The 14,137-nt window shown below is 61.2% G+C and carries 16 protein-coding genes; 10 read left to right on the top strand and 6 right to left on the bottom strand.

The features are described 5' to 3' along the window. Positions 1-19 precede the first annotated feature (19 nt). From KGB28_RS12275 to pilG, 4 genes are all read right to left on the bottom strand, one after another. The gene (locus tag KGB28_RS12275) at positions 20-2,080 is read right to left on the bottom strand and encodes a methyl-accepting chemotaxis protein (protein ID WP_411740585.1); all 2,061 of its coding nucleotides are present in this window, start codon (positions 2,078-2,080) and stop codon (positions 20-22) included. 168 nt (positions 2,081-2,248) lie between these two features. Beyond that, positions 2,249-2,788, bottom strand: a complete 540-nt coding sequence (locus KGB28_RS12270) for a chemotaxis protein CheW (RefSeq protein ID WP_223445356.1) — start codon at positions 2,786-2,788, stop codon at positions 2,249-2,251. A 10-nt stretch (positions 2,789-2,798) separates the two neighbouring features. Then, a complete protein-coding gene (pilH, locus tag KGB28_RS12265; RefSeq protein ID WP_101209186.1) occupies positions 2,799-3,164 on the bottom strand; it encodes a twitching motility response regulator PilH in 366 nt (121 codons plus the stop codon). A gap of 57 nt (positions 3,165-3,221) precedes the next feature. Next, on the bottom strand, positions 3,222-3,626 hold the full coding sequence (gene pilG / locus KGB28_RS12260) for a twitching motility response regulator PilG (RefSeq protein ID WP_223445354.1): 405 nt from the start codon (positions 3,624-3,626) through the stop codon (positions 3,222-3,224). Between the two features lie 340 nt (positions 3,627-3,966). Here pilG and gshB point away from each other — a divergent pair, with 340 nt between their 5' ends. The 7 genes from gshB (at position 3,967) to KGB28_RS12225 (ending at position 9,957) form a co-directional block, all read left to right on the top strand. After that, positions 3,967-4,920, top strand: coding sequence for a glutathione synthase (gshB, locus tag KGB28_RS12255; RefSeq protein WP_056726500.1), 954 nt, complete (start codon positions 3,967-3,969; stop codon positions 4,918-4,920). Positions 4,921-4,984: 64 nt separating this feature from the next. Then, positions 4,985-5,884, top strand: a complete 900-nt coding sequence (locus KGB28_RS12250) for an energy transducer TonB (RefSeq protein WP_223445345.1) — start codon at positions 4,985-4,987, stop codon at positions 5,882-5,884. A gap of 180 nt (positions 5,885-6,064) precedes the next feature. After that, on the top strand, positions 6,065-6,637 hold the full coding sequence (locus KGB28_RS12245; protein WP_057712922.1) for a YqgE/AlgH family protein: 573 nt from the start codon (positions 6,065-6,067) through the stop codon (positions 6,635-6,637). Next, positions 6,637-7,074: a Holliday junction resolvase RuvX gene (ruvX, locus tag KGB28_RS12240; RefSeq protein ID WP_108229625.1), complete on the top strand. Its 438-nt coding sequence runs from the start codon at positions 6,637-6,639 to the stop codon at positions 7,072-7,074. The genes KGB28_RS12245 and ruvX overlap by 1 nt, the downstream gene beginning before the upstream one ends. A gap of 79 nt (positions 7,075-7,153) precedes the next feature. Beyond that, entirely contained in the window at positions 7,154-7,657 is a 504-nt protein-coding gene (gene pyrR / locus KGB28_RS12235) for a bifunctional pyr operon transcriptional regulator/uracil phosphoribosyltransferase PyrR (RefSeq protein ID WP_150725061.1), read from the top strand. Between the two features lie 27 nt (positions 7,658-7,684). Next, the gene (locus tag KGB28_RS12230; protein ID WP_007939362.1) at positions 7,685-8,689 is read left to right on the top strand and encodes an aspartate carbamoyltransferase catalytic subunit; all 1,005 of its coding nucleotides are present in this window, start codon (positions 7,685-7,687) and stop codon (positions 8,687-8,689) included. After that, positions 8,686-9,957, top strand: coding sequence for a dihydroorotase (locus tag KGB28_RS12225; RefSeq protein ID WP_223445343.1), 1,272 nt, complete (start codon positions 8,686-8,688; stop codon positions 9,955-9,957). Before KGB28_RS12230 ends, KGB28_RS12225 begins: the two co-directional genes overlap by 4 nt. A gap of 114 nt (positions 9,958-10,071) precedes the next feature. Here KGB28_RS12225 and KGB28_RS12220 read toward each other — a convergent pair whose 3' ends face one another. Continuing rightward, positions 10,072-10,500, bottom strand: coding sequence for an NINE protein (locus tag KGB28_RS12220; protein ID WP_150725059.1), 429 nt, complete (start codon positions 10,498-10,500; stop codon positions 10,072-10,074). A 251-nt stretch (positions 10,501-10,751) separates the two neighbouring features. Here KGB28_RS12220 and KGB28_RS12215 point away from each other — a divergent pair, with 251 nt between their 5' ends. After that, a complete protein-coding gene (locus tag KGB28_RS12215) occupies positions 10,752-11,372 on the top strand; it encodes a C40 family peptidase (RefSeq protein ID WP_223445341.1) in 621 nt (206 codons plus the stop codon). 131 nt (positions 11,373-11,503) lie between these two features. Here KGB28_RS12215 and KGB28_RS12210 read toward each other — a convergent pair whose 3' ends face one another. Next, complete coding sequence (locus KGB28_RS12210) at positions 11,504-12,538, bottom strand: type IV pilus twitching motility protein PilT (protein ID WP_223445339.1); 1,035 nt, start codon at positions 12,536-12,538, stop codon at positions 11,504-11,506. 56 nt (positions 12,539-12,594) lie between these two features. On the opposite strand from KGB28_RS12210, the gene KGB28_RS12205 reads away from it, so the two are divergent. Both KGB28_RS12205 and proC read left to right on the top strand, forming a co-directional pair. Next, positions 12,595-13,281 carry a YggS family pyridoxal phosphate-dependent enzyme gene (locus tag KGB28_RS12205; RefSeq protein WP_223445337.1) on the top strand — a complete coding sequence of 229 codons (687 nt, stop codon included), beginning with the start codon at positions 12,595-12,597 and terminating at the stop codon, positions 13,279-13,281. Between the two features lie 34 nt (positions 13,282-13,315). Continuing rightward, positions 13,316-14,134, top strand: a complete 819-nt coding sequence (proC, locus tag KGB28_RS12200; RefSeq protein ID WP_223445335.1) for a pyrroline-5-carboxylate reductase — start codon at positions 13,316-13,318, stop codon at positions 14,132-14,134. Positions 14,135-14,137 lie beyond the last annotated feature (3 nt).

The raw sequence follows: 14,137 nt of genomic DNA, 5'->3' as shown, positions 1-14,137 counted from the left end.
TCAGATACCCATGGGCGGTTCAAGCTTTGTCCACAACCTGCGCCTTGGCATCCGGCAAGGTGAAACCGGACACCGAACGACGCAACTGACTGGCCATTTTCGCCAGGTTACCGATGCTGTCGGCCGTGGCGGTGGAACCCGACGACGTCTGCGAGGTGATCTGCTGGATCACGTTCATCGTCAGGGAAATCTGACCGGCCGACGACGTCTGCTGTTGCGCCGCATTGGAAATGCTCTGGATCAACGCCGCGAGCGTCTTGGAGACACCTTCGATTTCTTCCAGGGCCACACCGGCATCCTGCGCCAGACGAGCGCCGCGCACCACTTCGGTCGTCGTCTGCTCCATTGAAATGACTGCTTCGTTGGTGTCGGTCTGGATCGCCCGCACCAGGGTTTCGATCTGCCGGGTGGCGGCGGACGAGCGCTCGGCCAGGCGCTGCACTTCATCGGCGACCACCGCGAAACCGCGACCGGCGTCACCGGCCATGGATGCCTGGATGGCCGCGTTGAGGGCCAGGATGTTGGTCTGGTCGGCAATGTCATCGATCAGGCTGACAATATCGCCGATTTCCTGTGAAGACTCGCCAAGGCGCTTGATGCGTTTGGCGGTGTCCTGAATCTGTTCGCGAATGTTGTCCATACCGTGGATGGTGTTGTGCACCACCTCGTTGCCCTTGTTGGCGATCTCCACCGAGCGTTCGGCAACCGCCGAAGACTCAGCCGCGTTGGCCGACACCTGGTCGATGGACTCAGCCATGTCGTTGATCGCCATCGACGCTTCGGAAATCTGCTGGGCCTGGTGCTCCGAGGCCTGGGCCAGGTGCATGGCAGTGGCCTGGGTTTCCTGCACGGCGGCGGCCACCTGGCCGGCGGTGAGGTTGATGGTCGCGACCAGATCGCGCAACTGGTCGACGGAGTAATTGATCGAGTCGGCGATGGTGCCGGTAAAGTCTTCGGTCACCGAGGCCGTCACCGTGAGGTCGCCATCGGCCAGGTCTTCGATCTCGTCGAGCAAGCGCATGATCGCGTTCTGGTTACGCTCGTTTTTCTCGGCGGTTTCGCGCAACTGACGATTGGTTTCGCGCACCATCACCATGCCGATCAGGATGATCGAAGCCAGCGCCAACAAGCCCAGCACATAACCGCCTATGGTGTCGGTGGTGCGCCCGCCGACCATGTTTTCGAAACCGCTGGCCAGGTGTGAGGCTTCGTCGAGCAGGGTTTGCGACAGGCTGAAAATGTTCGAGGCCGATTCGCGGACCTTGAACAGCTCCGGCGAGGTTTCGAGGATCTCGTCCACCGAGCCCGAAACGAACTCGAACAGCTCGGAGATTTCCGCGAGTCGCGCACGGGCGTCGCGGTCTTCGACCTGGCTGACCTTGAGCGCCGGGTCGCCCTGGAGCATGCCGTTGAGTACCTTGCCGAACTGCGTTGCGTCACGTCCGAACGCATCGGCGGCCTGCTGTGAATTTTCGTCGCCGGCCAACACCGTGTTGACCGCGCCGAGGATCCGTTCGGCCAGTAGCGATTGGCGCTGGGCCATGGCCACCTGGGCCGCCGGGGCGCCCCGTTGCAGCAGGATCTCAACGACTTTCTCGTACTCGACCTGCAACTGCGGCACGGTTTCGGCCAGGGTCGCGGCGACCTGATGCAGCGACAGTACGGTTTGCTCGCTGGAAAGAATCGCATCGGTGTTTTTCAGCAGGCGTTCCCAGTCCAGTTGCACCGCGCGCATCTCTGGACGCACGGTGGCGGGGGCTGGCGGCAGGCCGGTGACCGGGTCACCCTTTTTCAGATAACCCCAGCGCCGGGCAAAATCGTTGCGCGCATCGCTGAGCAACTTGAACGCGGCAGCCTTGCCAGCGGCGGCTTCGGTGGCGTTCTTGGCGATCCGCTGGGACAGCACGCGCAGCTCGCCAGCGTGGCCGATGTACTGTTTGTCGTAGATAGCCTGGGTGTTGAGGTACGCGAAGTTGGCGAACAGCAGCATGATGAAGACGATCAGCGCGATGAACAGCACAATAATCTGCGACCGGCTGCGCGACCCTTCCATTGGCTTGCCTGCTTTTGCTTTTATCATCGGTCCTCGCCTGTTAACCAACTTCTGCGCATACCCGAGACCCTGTGGGAGCGGGCTTGCTCGCGAAAGCGGTAGATCAGCCAATATCAATGTTGAATGGACTGCCGCCTTCGCGAGCAAGTCGGATCGCCGCACCGCCGCTCCCACATTGGCTCTCTGTTGTTGCGCTTACACCGCGACGCTCATGAACCCATGGGACTGCGTCAACGCAAACGGGCTGAACACCTGCCAGCACTGCTCGCGCTGAAACCGGCCTTTGACGAATGCCGCCACCGGCCCTTTCAACTCGTCTGCCGGCACCGGCTCCAGGCTGTCCTGGGCAAAGTGCTGGAGGCCGAAGACTTCATCGACCAGCAACCCGGCAAACACTTCTTCATGTTCCACCACCAACACCCGCCGCTGCCGGCGCACCGCCGAAAGCTCGTGCCCGAAGAAGCCGCACAGGTCCATGACCGGCAGCAAACGCCCGCGCAGGTTGGCGACACCCTTGACCCAGGGCTTGACCCCCGGCAACTGAGTGGAGCGCGGCTCGTGCAGGACTTCGCTGACTTCGCTCATGGGCGCGACATACCAGTGTTCGCCCAGGCGAAAACCGATGCCGCTCCAGCTGTCCCGCCGGGCCGGCTGGGACGGCAAGTCCGCCGCCAGCAAGCGACAGCGCTGGTCGATTTGCAGCAGCAGCTCGAAAGCCGTCAGCGACTCGTTCATGACCTGTCGATCAACCGGCCAGCACGTTGTTCAGAGTCTTGATCAGGGTGTCTTCATCGACCGGCTTGGTCAGGTAGTCCTTGGCGCCCTGGCGCGTGCCCCAGACCTTGTCGGTATCCTGATCCTTGGTGGTGATGATGATCACCGGGATGTGCCCGGTTTCCGGGTCCTTGGTCAACTGGCGGGTCGCCTGGAAGCCGTTGAGGCCGGGCATGACGATGTCCATCAGCACCGCATCGGGCTTTTCCTGGCGGGCCAGGGCCACGCCGTCGGCGCCGTTTTCGGCTTTCAACACTTCATGACCGTGCTTTTCCAGCATGCCGGTTAGTTTGTACATTTCGGTCGGCGAATCATCGACGATCAGAATACGTGCCATGGTCTTCCCCATTCTTGTCGACGCCGGGCCCGATGGCCGAGCGTCACTGTGCGTGTCCTACTGCGGCAAAACGGCGGCGAAGCCAGGAACATGGGCCTGGATCGCATCAAGCAATTCTTCCTTGCTGAACGGCTTGGTCAAAAACTGGTCGGAGCCGACGATGCGCCCCTTGGCCTTGTCGAACAGCCCGTCCTTGGACGACAGCATAATCACCGGCGTGGACTTGAACGCGCTGTTGTTCTTGATCAGGGCGCAGGTCTGATAGCCATCCAGGCGCGGCATCATGATGTCGACAAAGATGATGCCGGGATGGTTGTCGACAATCTTGGCCAGGGCATCAAAACCGTCGATGGCCGTGATGACCTCACAACCCACGCTCTTGAGCAGCGTTTCGGCGGTGCGACGGATCGTCTTCGAATCGTCGATCACCATGACCTTCAAGGCGCTGGGGTGCCGTTCCATAAAATGCTCTACCGTCGCCTTTGCGAAACAAATTGTCCGTTTGCCGGTTAACGCGGCTCGAAACCCTTGATGCTCAAGGGCCGGCACGACATGGCAGCCTTTTTAGCACAGTCTCCAAAACCAATCTATCGGCCGACCCGCAAGGTGGTTTTTCCTTGACCGGGAACACACTCAGCGCCACTCTGACGCCACTTTTATATGACCCTTTGGCCTGACTTGTGGGAGCGAGCCTGTTCGCGATGGTGTATCAGCTGCATAGGTGTCGACTGACACTCCATCGCGAGCAAGCTCGCTCCTACAGAAGATCAATATCCGGCCCCAAAATTTCGAGGAAAACCCAATGAGCGTTCGCGTCGGGATTGTCATGGACCCTATCGCCAGCATTTCCTATAAAAAGGATAGCTCGCTGGCCATGCTGCTGGCCGCGCAGAAGCGTGGCTGGGAACTGTTCTACATGGAACAGCGCGACCTGTATCAGGGCGAAGGCCAGGCCCGGGCGCGGATGCGTCCGCTGCAGGTTTTCGCCAACCCGGAAAAATGGTTCGAACTGGGCGCCGAAAGCGACGCGCTGCTGAGCGATCTGGATGTGATCCTGATGCGCAAGGATCCGCCGTTCGACATGGAGTTCGTCTACTCCACCTATTTGCTGGAGCAAGCCGAGCGTGCTGGCGTGCTGGTGGTCAACAAGCCGCAAAGCCTGCGTGACTGCAACGAAAAGCTGTTCGCCACGCTGTTCCCGCAATGCACTCCGCCGACTATCGTCAGCCGTCGCCCTGACGTGCTGCGCGAATTCGCCGACCATCATGGCGATGTGATCCTCAAGCCGCTGGACGGCATGGGCGGTTCTTCGATCTTCCGCCACACCGCAGGGCATCCGAACCTGTCGGTGATCCTCGAAACCCTCACCCTGCATGGTCAGCAGCAAATCATGATCCAGGGTTATCTGCCGGCCATCGTCGATGGCGACAAACGCATCCTGATGATCGACGGCGAGCCGGTGGATTATTGCCTGGCGCGGATTCCCGCCGCGGGCGAAACCCGCGGCAACCTCGCCGCCGGTGGTCGTGGCGAAGCCCGTCCGTTGACCGACAAGGACCGCTGGATCGCCGCGCAAGTCGGCCCGACCCTGCGTGAAAAAGGCCTGTTGTTCGTTGGCCTGGACGTGATCGGCGAACACCTGACCGAAATCAACGTCACCAGCCCGACCTGCATTCGCGAGATCGATAACGCGTTTGGTACCGACATCGGCGGCATGCTGATGGATGCCATCGATCAGAAGCTCAAGGCACGTTGATTAGCCAAACCAACATTGCGTTATCATGCGCGGCCTGTGAAAACGCGATGTTGGTTTTTTTGTCATGACCCTTCCGTCCGATCTGCCTGTCGAACTCGCCCATCGTGGCGTGCGCCCGGCTGATCGCCTCGGTTTTACCCTGTTTCTGGCGGTGCTGATCCACCTGGCCTTGCTGTTGGGTGTCGGGTTTGCAGTGGTCGAGCCCAAGCAGATCAGTAAAACCCTGGAAATCACCCTCGCCACCTTCAAAAGCGAAAAAAAGCCCGAGAAAGCCGATTTCCTGGCCCAGGAAAATCAGCAAGGCAGCGGCACCCTGGATAAAAAGGCGATTCCCAAGACCACCGAGGTCGCGCCATTCCAGGACATCAAGGTGCAAAAGGTCACGCCACCGCCGGCCGCCAAGCCTGAAGCGCAGGAAGCCCCGCCCAAGGCTGCCGTGACCACCGTGGCGCCGAAGCCGAAAAAAGCCCCCGCCAAGACCGAGGAGCCCAAGACCGAGGTCAAGCCTCAGGTCCAGGCGCCGACCTTCGACAGTGAGCAACTGTCCAGCGACATCGCCAGCCTCGAAGCGGAACTGGCCGCCGAACAACAGCTATATGCCAAGCGCCCGCGCATTCACCGTTTGAGCGCGGCCTCGACCATGCGCGACAAGGGCGCCTGGTACAAGGACGAATGGCGCAAGAAAGTCGAGCGCATCGGCAACCTCAACTACCCCGATGAAGCGCGGCGCAAACAGATCTACGGCAACTTGCGCTTGATGGTGTCAATCAACCGCGACGGCTCGCTGTATGAAGTACTGGTGCTGGAATCTTCAGGCCAGCCGCTGCTGGACCAGGCGGCGCAACGGATCGTCCGGCTGGCGGCACCGTTTGCACCGTTTACCGGGGATTTGTCGGATATCGACCGGCTGGAGATCATCCGCACCTGGAAGTTTGCCCGTGGGGACCGATTGTCCAGTAACTGATCACCGCAAATCCCCTGTGGGAGCGGGCTTGCTCGCGAAGGCGGTCATTCATTCAATATCGATGTCGACTGACACGCCCCCTTCGCGAGCAAGCCCGCTCCCACATTTGTTCAGTGTCGACAGCCAAATTGCGGCATCCCCAGCTTGTCAGTTCGCCCCTCGAACGCCACACTAGCGGTCATGAAAAACGTCAGCCCCAGCTACCTCAAGCATCAATTCCTGATCGCCATGCCACACATGGCCGACCCGAACTTTGCGCACACCTTGACCTACATCGTCGAGCACACGGCCAATGGCGCCATGGGGCTGGTGGTCAACCGTCCGCAAGATCTGAACCTGGCCGATATCCTCGAGCAATTGCGCCCGGAAATCGAACCGCCAGCGCTCTGCCAGCATGTGCCGATCTTCATCGGTGGCCCGGTGCAGACCGATCGCGGTTTCGTCCTTCACCCCAAGGGCCAGAGCTTCCAGGCGACCGTTGATCTGGAAGACGAACTGGCCCTGTCGACCTCCCAGGACGTGCTGTTCGCCATCGCTGACGGCGTCGGCCCGGCAAAAAGCCTGATTGCCCTCGGCTATGCCGGTTGGGAAGCCGGGCAGCTTGAAGCCGAACTGGCGCAGAACGCCTGGCTGAACTGCCCGTTCGACGCCGACATCCTGTTCAACACCAGCAGCGAACTGCGTCTGGAAGCGGCGGCCAAGCACCTGGGCGTCAACCTCAGCCTGCTGACCAGCCAGGCGGGGCACGCCTGATGGCTCTGCGGCTGATTCTCGGATTCGACTATGGCACCAAACAGATCGGCGTTGCGGTCGGCCAGGTGATTACCGGTCAAGCCCGCGAGCTGTGTACCCTGAAAGCGCAGAACGGCATTCCTGACTGGAACCAGGTCGAAGCCCTCATCAAAGAGTGGAAGCCCGATGCCGTGGTGGTCGGCCTGCCGTTGAACATGGACGGTACGCCCAGTGACATGTGTGCTCGCGCGGAAAAGTTCGCCCGGCGCCTGAACGGCCGCTTCAACCTGCCCTTCTATACCCACGATGAACGCCTGACCACCTTCGAGGCCAAGGGCGAACGCCTGGCTCGTGGCGGCCAGAAAGGCAGTTACCGCGACAACCCGGTCGATGCCATCGCCGCGGCCCTGCTGCTGCAAGGCTGGCTCGACGAAAATGGCGCACTGTTCGAGTCCTGAAGAGCCGTTGTGCGTCTCCATTAGCTACAAACCGAGCCATTTTGCGCACAAGCTGGCTCGAACCCAAGAAGGAGCAACCATGAGCCTGCCCAATCCCGCCGAACTGGTCAGCCAGATGGCAACCCGACTTGACGCTTATCTGGCCAAACGAGGCATCAGCGACCCGCGCTTCATCGGCATCCGTACCGGCGGCGTCTGGGTGGCCCAGGCCCTGCTCAAGGAGTTGGGCAGCAATGAGCCCCTCGGCACCCTGGACGTGTCCTTCTACCGCGACGATTTCAGCCAGAACGGCCTGCACCCGCAGGTTCGCCCTTCGGCGCTGCCGTTCGAGATCGAAGGCCAGCACCTGGTGCTGATCGACGACGTACTGATGAGCGGCCGGACCATCCGTGCCGCCATGAACGAACTGTTCGACTACGGCCGCCCGGCCAGCGTAACGCTGGTGTGCATGCTGGACCTGGACGCCGGCGAACTGCCGATCCGCCCGAACGTGGTTGGCGCGACCCTGTCGCTGGCGGCCCACGAACGGGTGAAGCTGTCCGGCCCCGAGCTCGCGCTCGAACTGCAAGACCTCGCCCTTTAATTCGCCCTATTGAGAGTCCCCCTCGCGATGACGCCTCTAGAAACCAAGCGCCCGCTGCAGCTCAATGATCAGGGCCAGCTGCGCCATTTCCTCTCGCTCGACGGCTTGCGCCGCGAGTTGCTGACGGAAATCCTCGACACCGCCGACTCCTTCCTTGAAGTCGGCGCCCGGGCCGTGAAGAAAGTCCCGCTGCTGCGCGGCAAGACCGTGTGCAACGTGTTCTTCGAGAACTCGACCCGCACCCGCACCACCTTCGAACTGGCGGCCCAGCGGCTCTCGGCGGACGTGATCACCCTCAACGTGTCCACGTCGTCGGCGAGCAAGGGCGAAACCCTGCTCGACACCCTGCGCAACCTGGAAGCCATGGCTGCCGACATGTTCGTCGTGCGCCACGGTGATTCGGGTGCCGCGCACTTCATCGCCGAACATGTCTGCCCGCAAGTGGCGATCATCAACGGCGGTGACGGCCGGCACGCGCACCCGACCCAGGGCATGCTCGACATGCTGACCATCCGCCGGCACAAGGGCGGGTTCGAAAACCTTTCGGTGGCCATCGTCGGCGACATCCTGCACTCGCGGGTCGCGCGTTCGAACATGCTGGCCCTGAAAACCCTCGGCTGCCCGGATATCCGCGTGATTGCGCCGAAAACCCTGCTGCCGATCGGTATCGAGCAATACGGCGTGAAGGTCTACACCGACATGACCGAAGGCCTGAAGGACGTCGACGTGGTGATCATGCTGCGCCTGCAGCGTGAACGCATGACCGGCGGCCTGTTGCCGAGCGAGGGCGAGTTCTACCGCCTGTTCGGCCTGACCACCGCGCGTCTGGCTGGCGCCAAGCCCGATGCCATCGTGATGCACCCGGGGCCGATCAACCGTGGCGTGGAAATCGAGTCGGCGGTGGCCGACGGCCCGCACTCGGTGATCCTCAACCAGGTGACCTACGGGATCGCCATTCGTATGGCGGTACTGTCCATGGCCATGAGCGGGCAGACTGCGCAACGCCAATTCGAGCAGGAGAACGCCCAGTGAAGCTCAGCATTCTCGGTGCCCGCGTGATCGATCCGGCCAGTGGCCTGGATCAAGTGACCGATATCCACATTGAAGCCTGCAAAGTCGTCGCCCTTGGCGCGGCGCCAGCCGGTTTTGTCGCCGTCGACACCATCGACGCCAAAGGCCTGGTGGCCGCTCCCGGCCTGGTCGACCTCAACGTTGCCCTGCGCGAGCCGGGCTACAGCCGCAAAGGTTCGATTGTCAGCGAAACCCGCGCGGCGGCGGCTGGCGGCGTGACCAGCCTGTGCTGCCCGCCAAAGACCAAACCGGTGCTGGACACCTCGGCAGTGGCCGAACTGATCCTCGACCGCGCCCGTGAGGCCGGCAACACCAAAGTCTTCCCGATTGGCGCCCTGAGCAAAGGCCTGGACGGCGAACAGCTCGCCGAACTCGTGGCACTGCGCGATGCCGGTTGCGTGGCCTTCGGCAATGGCCTGGAGAGCTTTCGCAACACCCGCACCCTGTGCCGGGCACTGGACTACGCAGCGACTTTCGACCTGACAGTGATTTTCAACTCCCAGGATCACGACCTGGCCGAGGGTGGCCTGGCTCACGAAGGCCCGACTGCCAGCTTCCTTGGCCTGCCAGGCATTCCGGAAAGCGCCGAGACCGTCGCCCTGGCCCGGGATCTGCTGCTGGTTGAACAGACCGGCGTGCGCGCACACTTCAGCCAGCTCACCAGCGCACGCGGTGTGGAGCTGATCGCCCAGGCCCAGGCCCGGGGCCTGAAGGTGACCGCGGATGTCGCCCTGTACCAGCTGATCCTGACCGACGAAGCCCTGATCGACTTCAGCAGCCTGTATCACGTCCAGCCGCCGCTGCGCACCCGCGCCGACCGCGACGGCCTGCGCGCAGCGGTGAAATCCGGTGTGATCTCGGCTATATCCAGTCATCACCAACCCCATGAGCGTGACGCCAAACTGGCACCGTTCGGCGCAACCGAGCCGGGCATCAGCAGTGTTGAACTGCTATTGCCACTGGCAATGACCCTGGTCGAAGACGGCTTGCTGGACCTGCCGACACTGCTCAAGCGCCTGAGCGCCGGCCCTGCCGAGGCCTTGCGCCTGCCAGCAGGCAAACTGGCGGTGGGTGGCGCGGCGGACATCGTGCTGTTCGACCCGGCGGCCTCGACCGTGGCGGGTGAAAGCTGGCTGTCCAAGGGCGAAAACTGCCCGTTCATTGGCCACAGCCTGCCGGGTGTGGTGCGTTACACCCTGGTGGATGGGCGGATCAGCCACCAGGCGTAACTCCGCGTCGCCTGCATTCGCGAGCAAGCCCGCTCCCACATAAATCTCCAGTAACCACATATTGTGTGAACACCAGAGATTAAATGTGGGAGCGGGCTTGCTCGCGAAGACTGACTAAAAGGCGCCGCGACTCTGCGCGTTACGCACGGAAACCTGGTCATTCAACGTCCAGAAGTCATACAGCACCCCGAGAAAGAACAACCCGCCCGTCAGCAGATACAGCAACCCACTGATCCATTTCCCCTGATACATCCGATGCACACCGAACACCCCGAGAAACGTCAGCAGGATCCACGCCACGTTGTATTCGATGGGACCCGCGGTAAACCGCAGGTCAGCCTCGCGATCCATCGCCGGGATCAGGAAAAGGTCGATCAGCCAACCGATCCCCAGCAAGCCCAAGGTGAAGAACCAGATCGTCCCGGTCACCGGCCTGCCGTAATAGAAGCGGTGAGCGCCGGTAAAACCGAAAATCCACAGCAGGTAACCGATCACTTTGCTGTGGGTGTCTTGCTGCTGAACAGCCTGTTGATAGGGGTTCATGAATGACCTCGATTCACACGATAGATAAATATTCTTTAATTCTTTGTGACTTTTTTACAGGCACCCGACGTATGGCAAATGCTACCTTCACTCCCGTCAAAGCCTTGTAACACCGGACTTCTGTCCGACAATTGCGCCATTTTGCCGCTTTTTTGCCACCATTGTCCCCCAGGTTGAATCGACCAACGGCCTCGGAAGCGACAAAAAAGCTGTTATAAAGTTGCGCGCTAACCTATTAAGAGCCTTGCCTAATGCGTTCATTTTTCAAGACATGGCTAACCATTTGCCTTTTGATGCCACTGGCCGCCCACGCCACCAATCGTGAGCAACGTCTTCCAAACGTTAATGGTTACACCCCAAAATCCCATGCCTCTGCTCCTTCGAGCAAAGACAAAAAATCCGCTAAATATGCTCCAAGCCTGGCCAACAGCAAAAGCGGCCTGGTTCCACCGATGGGCACCAAGGAAAGCAGCGACGTGCTGAGCCGCGCCGTGAACGTCCTTGGCACTCCCTATCGTTGGGGCGGCAGCAGCCCAAGCAAAGGTTTCGATTGCAGCGGCCTGGTGAAATACGCGTTCAACGACGCCACGTTCGACCTGCCACGCACCTCCAACGCCATGGCCAGTGGTCATGGGGAGAAAGTCGATCGCAACGACCTGAAGCCGGGCGACCTGATTTTCTTCAACATCAAGAGCCGTCGGGTCAATCACGTTGCCATTTACCTGGGTAACGACCGTTTCATCCACGCGCCACGTCGTGGCAAGTCGGTGTCCATCGACACCTTGAAGAAACCGTACTGGGAAAACCACTACGTGGTTGCCAAGCGGGTTCTGCCGAAAGAACAGAATGCGTTGCGGGTTGTTCAGCGCTGATTTCAGTGCCCTGAATCTGTATCGAACATGATGGCCCCATCGCGAGCAAGCCCGCTCCCACAGGATTGATGCAGTCCATGTGGGAGCGGGCTTGCTCGCGAAGAGGCCCTTGAAAGCACCACAAATCCTCCTCAAAAGCCATCCGGTGACCGCGCCTTCTCCCGCGCATGATCACGACTGATCAACCCCTTGGTCACCAGGTCCTTCAAGCTCATATCCAGCGTCTGCATCCCCAACGATCCTCCCGACTGAATCGCCGAGTACATCTGCGCCACCTTGTCCTCGCGGATCAGGTTGCGGATTGCCGATGTCCCCAGCATGATCTCGTGGGCCGCGATGCGTCCGCCGCCGATTTTCTTCACCAGGGTTTGGGACACCACCGCCAGCAGCGACTCGGAAAGCATCGAGCGCACCATCGACTTCTCGTCCCCCGGAAACACGTCGACTACCCGGTCGATGGTTTTCGCCGCTGACGTGGTGTGCAGCGTGCCGAACACCAGATGGCCGGTTTCGGCCGCGGTCAATGCCAGGCGAATGGTCTCCAGGTCGCGCATCTCCCCCACCAGGATCACATCCGGGTCTTCCCGCAGCGCCGAACGCAAGGCGGTGGCGAAACTACGGGTATCGCGGTGGACTTCACGCTGATTGATCAGGCATTTGCGCGACTCGTGAACGAACTCGATGGGGTCCTCGATGGTGAGGATGTGGTGATGACGATGGGTATTGAGGTAATCGATCATCGCCGCGAGCGTGGTGGATTTTCCGGAACCGGTCGGGCCGGTCACCAGCACCAGGCCACGGGGAGCGTCGGTCATCTTGTGGAACACGTCGCCCATGCCCAGTTCGTCCATGCTCTGCACTTTTGACGGGATTGTGCGAAACACGGCACCCGCGCCACGGTTCTGGTTGAACACATTGACCCGAAAGCGCGCCACGCCGGGCACGTCGAAGGAAAAGTCGGTTTCCAGATGCTTTTCGAATTCCACCCGCTGGGCGTCATTCATGACGGCATGGATCAGCGTCTGCACCTGTTGGTGATCCAGGGCCGGCAGATTGATGCGCCGCACATCACCGTCAACGCGAATCATCGGCGGCAGGCCGGCAGACAGGTGCAGATCGGATGCGCCCTGTTTGGCGCTGAATGCCAGCAGTTCGGTGATATCCATAGCGTCTCTCAATTCCAGTAGAATGCGGCGAACCTTCAGACCGCTGGCGCCTCTTGATGTCCACCATAGCAGACAACATTCTCGACGTTAGTTCGCGCATAAACGCCGCAACACTCGCCGCCAACCGCGCCGAAAACAGTGTCCGGTTGCTGGCCGTGAGCAAGACCAAACCCGCTCAAGACCTGCGTGAAGCCTACGCCGCCGGCCTGCGCGACTTTGGCGAGAACTACCTGCAGGAAGCGCTGGGCAAGCAAGTCGAACTGGCCGACCTGCCCTTGATCTGGCACTTCATCGGCCCCATTCAATCGAACAAGACTCGTGCTATCGCCGAGCACTTCGACTGGGTGCATTCCGTGGATCGTCTGAAAGTCGCACAACGCCTGTCCGAACAACGTCCCGCCGATTTGCCACCCCTGAACATCTGCATTCAGGTCAATGTCAGCGGTGAAGCCAGCAAATCCGGCTGCACCCCGGCCGACCTGCCGGCCCTGGCCAACGCCATCAGCAACCTGCCGTGCCTGAAACTGCGCGGGTTGATGGCAATCCCCGAGCCGACTGAAGATCGCGCCGCCCAGGATGCCGCTTTCGCTGCCGTACAAAGCCTGCAAGCCAGCCTGAACCTGCCACTCGACACACTTTCCATGGGCATGAGCCACGACCTTGAGTCAGCCATCGCCCAAGGCGCCACCTGGGTCCGTATTGGTACGGCCCTGTTTGGCGCCCGCGACTACGGCCAGCCGTAAACATGGCTGACACACTTCTGAATAAGGACCTGACATGAGCAAGACACGTATTGCCTTTATCGGTGCCGGCAACATGGCCGCCAGCCTGATCGGCGGCCTGCGGGCCAAAGGTCTGGAAGCCGCACAGATCCGCGCCAGCGATCCGGGCGAAGAAACCCGCGCCCGCGTGAGCGCTGAACACGGCATCGAAACCTTTGCCGACAACGCCCAGGCCATCGATGGCGCAGACGTCGTCGTGCTGGCGGTCAAGCCGCAGGCGATGAAAGCCGTGTGCGAAGCTCTGCGCCCAAGCCTCAAGCCCAATCAACTGGTGGTGTCGATTGCCGCGGGCATCACCTGCGCCAGCATGAACAACTGGCTCGGCGCCCAGCCAATCGTGCGTTGCATGCCTAACACCCCAGCGCTGGTGCGTCAGGGCGCGAGCGGCCTGTTCGCAACAGCCGAAGTGTCCGCCGAACAGCGTCAGCAGGCCCAGGAGCTGTTGTCAGCGGTCGGTATCGCCCTATGGCTGAATGAAGAGCAGCAACTGGATGCCGTCACCGCCGTTTCCGGCTCGGGCCCGGCGTATTTCTTCCTGCTGATCGAAGCCATGACGGCCGCCGGGGTGAAACTCGGCCTGCCGGCGGACATCGCCGCGCAACTGACCCTGCAAACCGCCCTGGGCGCCGCACACATGGCGGTCTCCAGCGACGTCGACGCCGCCGAGTTGCGCCGCCGTGTCACTTCGCCCGCGGGCACCACGGAAGCTGCAATCAAGTCGTTCCAGGCCAATGGCTTCGAAGCCCTGGTCGAAAAGGCACTCGGCGCTGCCGCGCATCGCTCGGCCGAGATGGCCGAACAACTGGGTCAATAAGGA

It is taken from the genome of Pseudomonas sp. BF-R-19, from assembly GCF_019956445.1.
Lineage (GTDB): Bacteria > Pseudomonadota > Gammaproteobacteria > Pseudomonadales > Pseudomonadaceae > Aquipseudomonas > Aquipseudomonas fluorescens_BH.
The sequence above is the reverse complement of the archived record's forward strand: the minus strand, read 5'-3'. Positions and strand labels throughout refer to the sequence as shown.

Bases quoted from the DNA above. Each gene is read 5' to 3' on its own strand.
- KGB28_RS12245 (WP_057712922.1), top strand. From the start codon at position 6,065: ATGAAAAACGTCAGCCCCAGCTACCTCAAGCATCAATTCCTGATCGCC.
- pilH (WP_101209186.1), bottom strand. From the start codon at position 3,164: ATGGCACGTATTCTGATCGTCGATGATTCGCCGACCGAAATGTACAAA.
- pilG (WP_223445354.1), bottom strand. From the start codon at position 3,626: ATGGAACGGCACCCCAGCGCCTTGAAGGTCATGGTGATCGACGATTCG.
- KGB28_RS12215 (WP_223445341.1), top strand. From the start codon at position 10,752: ATGCGTTCATTTTTCAAGACATGGCTAACCATTTGCCTTTTGATGCCA.
- KGB28_RS12250 (WP_223445345.1), top strand. From the start codon at position 4,985: ATGACCCTTCCGTCCGATCTGCCTGTCGAACTCGCCCATCGTGGCGTG.
- KGB28_RS12275 (WP_411740585.1), bottom strand. From the start codon at position 2,080: ATGATAAAAGCAAAAGCAGGCAAGCCAATGGAAGGGTCGCGCAGCCGG.
- KGB28_RS12210 (WP_223445339.1), bottom strand. From the start codon at position 12,538: ATGGATATCACCGAACTGCTGGCATTCAGCGCCAAACAGGGCGCATCC.
- KGB28_RS12270 (WP_223445356.1), bottom strand. From the start codon at position 2,788: ATGAACGAGTCGCTGACGGCTTTCGAGCTGCTGCTGCAAATCGACCAG.
- pyrR (WP_150725061.1), top strand. From the start codon at position 7,154: ATGAGCCTGCCCAATCCCGCCGAACTGGTCAGCCAGATGGCAACCCGA.
- KGB28_RS12205 (WP_223445337.1), top strand. From the start codon at position 12,595: ATGTCCACCATAGCAGACAACATTCTCGACGTTAGTTCGCGCATAAAC.
- proC (WP_223445335.1), top strand. From the start codon at position 13,316: ATGAGCAAGACACGTATTGCCTTTATCGGTGCCGGCAACATGGCCGCC.
- KGB28_RS12220 (WP_150725059.1), bottom strand. From the start codon at position 10,500: ATGAACCCCTATCAACAGGCTGTTCAGCAGCAAGACACCCACAGCAAA.
- KGB28_RS12230 (WP_007939362.1), top strand. From the start codon at position 7,685: ATGACGCCTCTAGAAACCAAGCGCCCGCTGCAGCTCAATGATCAGGGC.
- gshB (WP_056726500.1), top strand. From the start codon at position 3,967: ATGAGCGTTCGCGTCGGGATTGTCATGGACCCTATCGCCAGCATTTCC.
- ruvX (WP_108229625.1), top strand. From the start codon at position 6,637: ATGGCTCTGCGGCTGATTCTCGGATTCGACTATGGCACCAAACAGATC.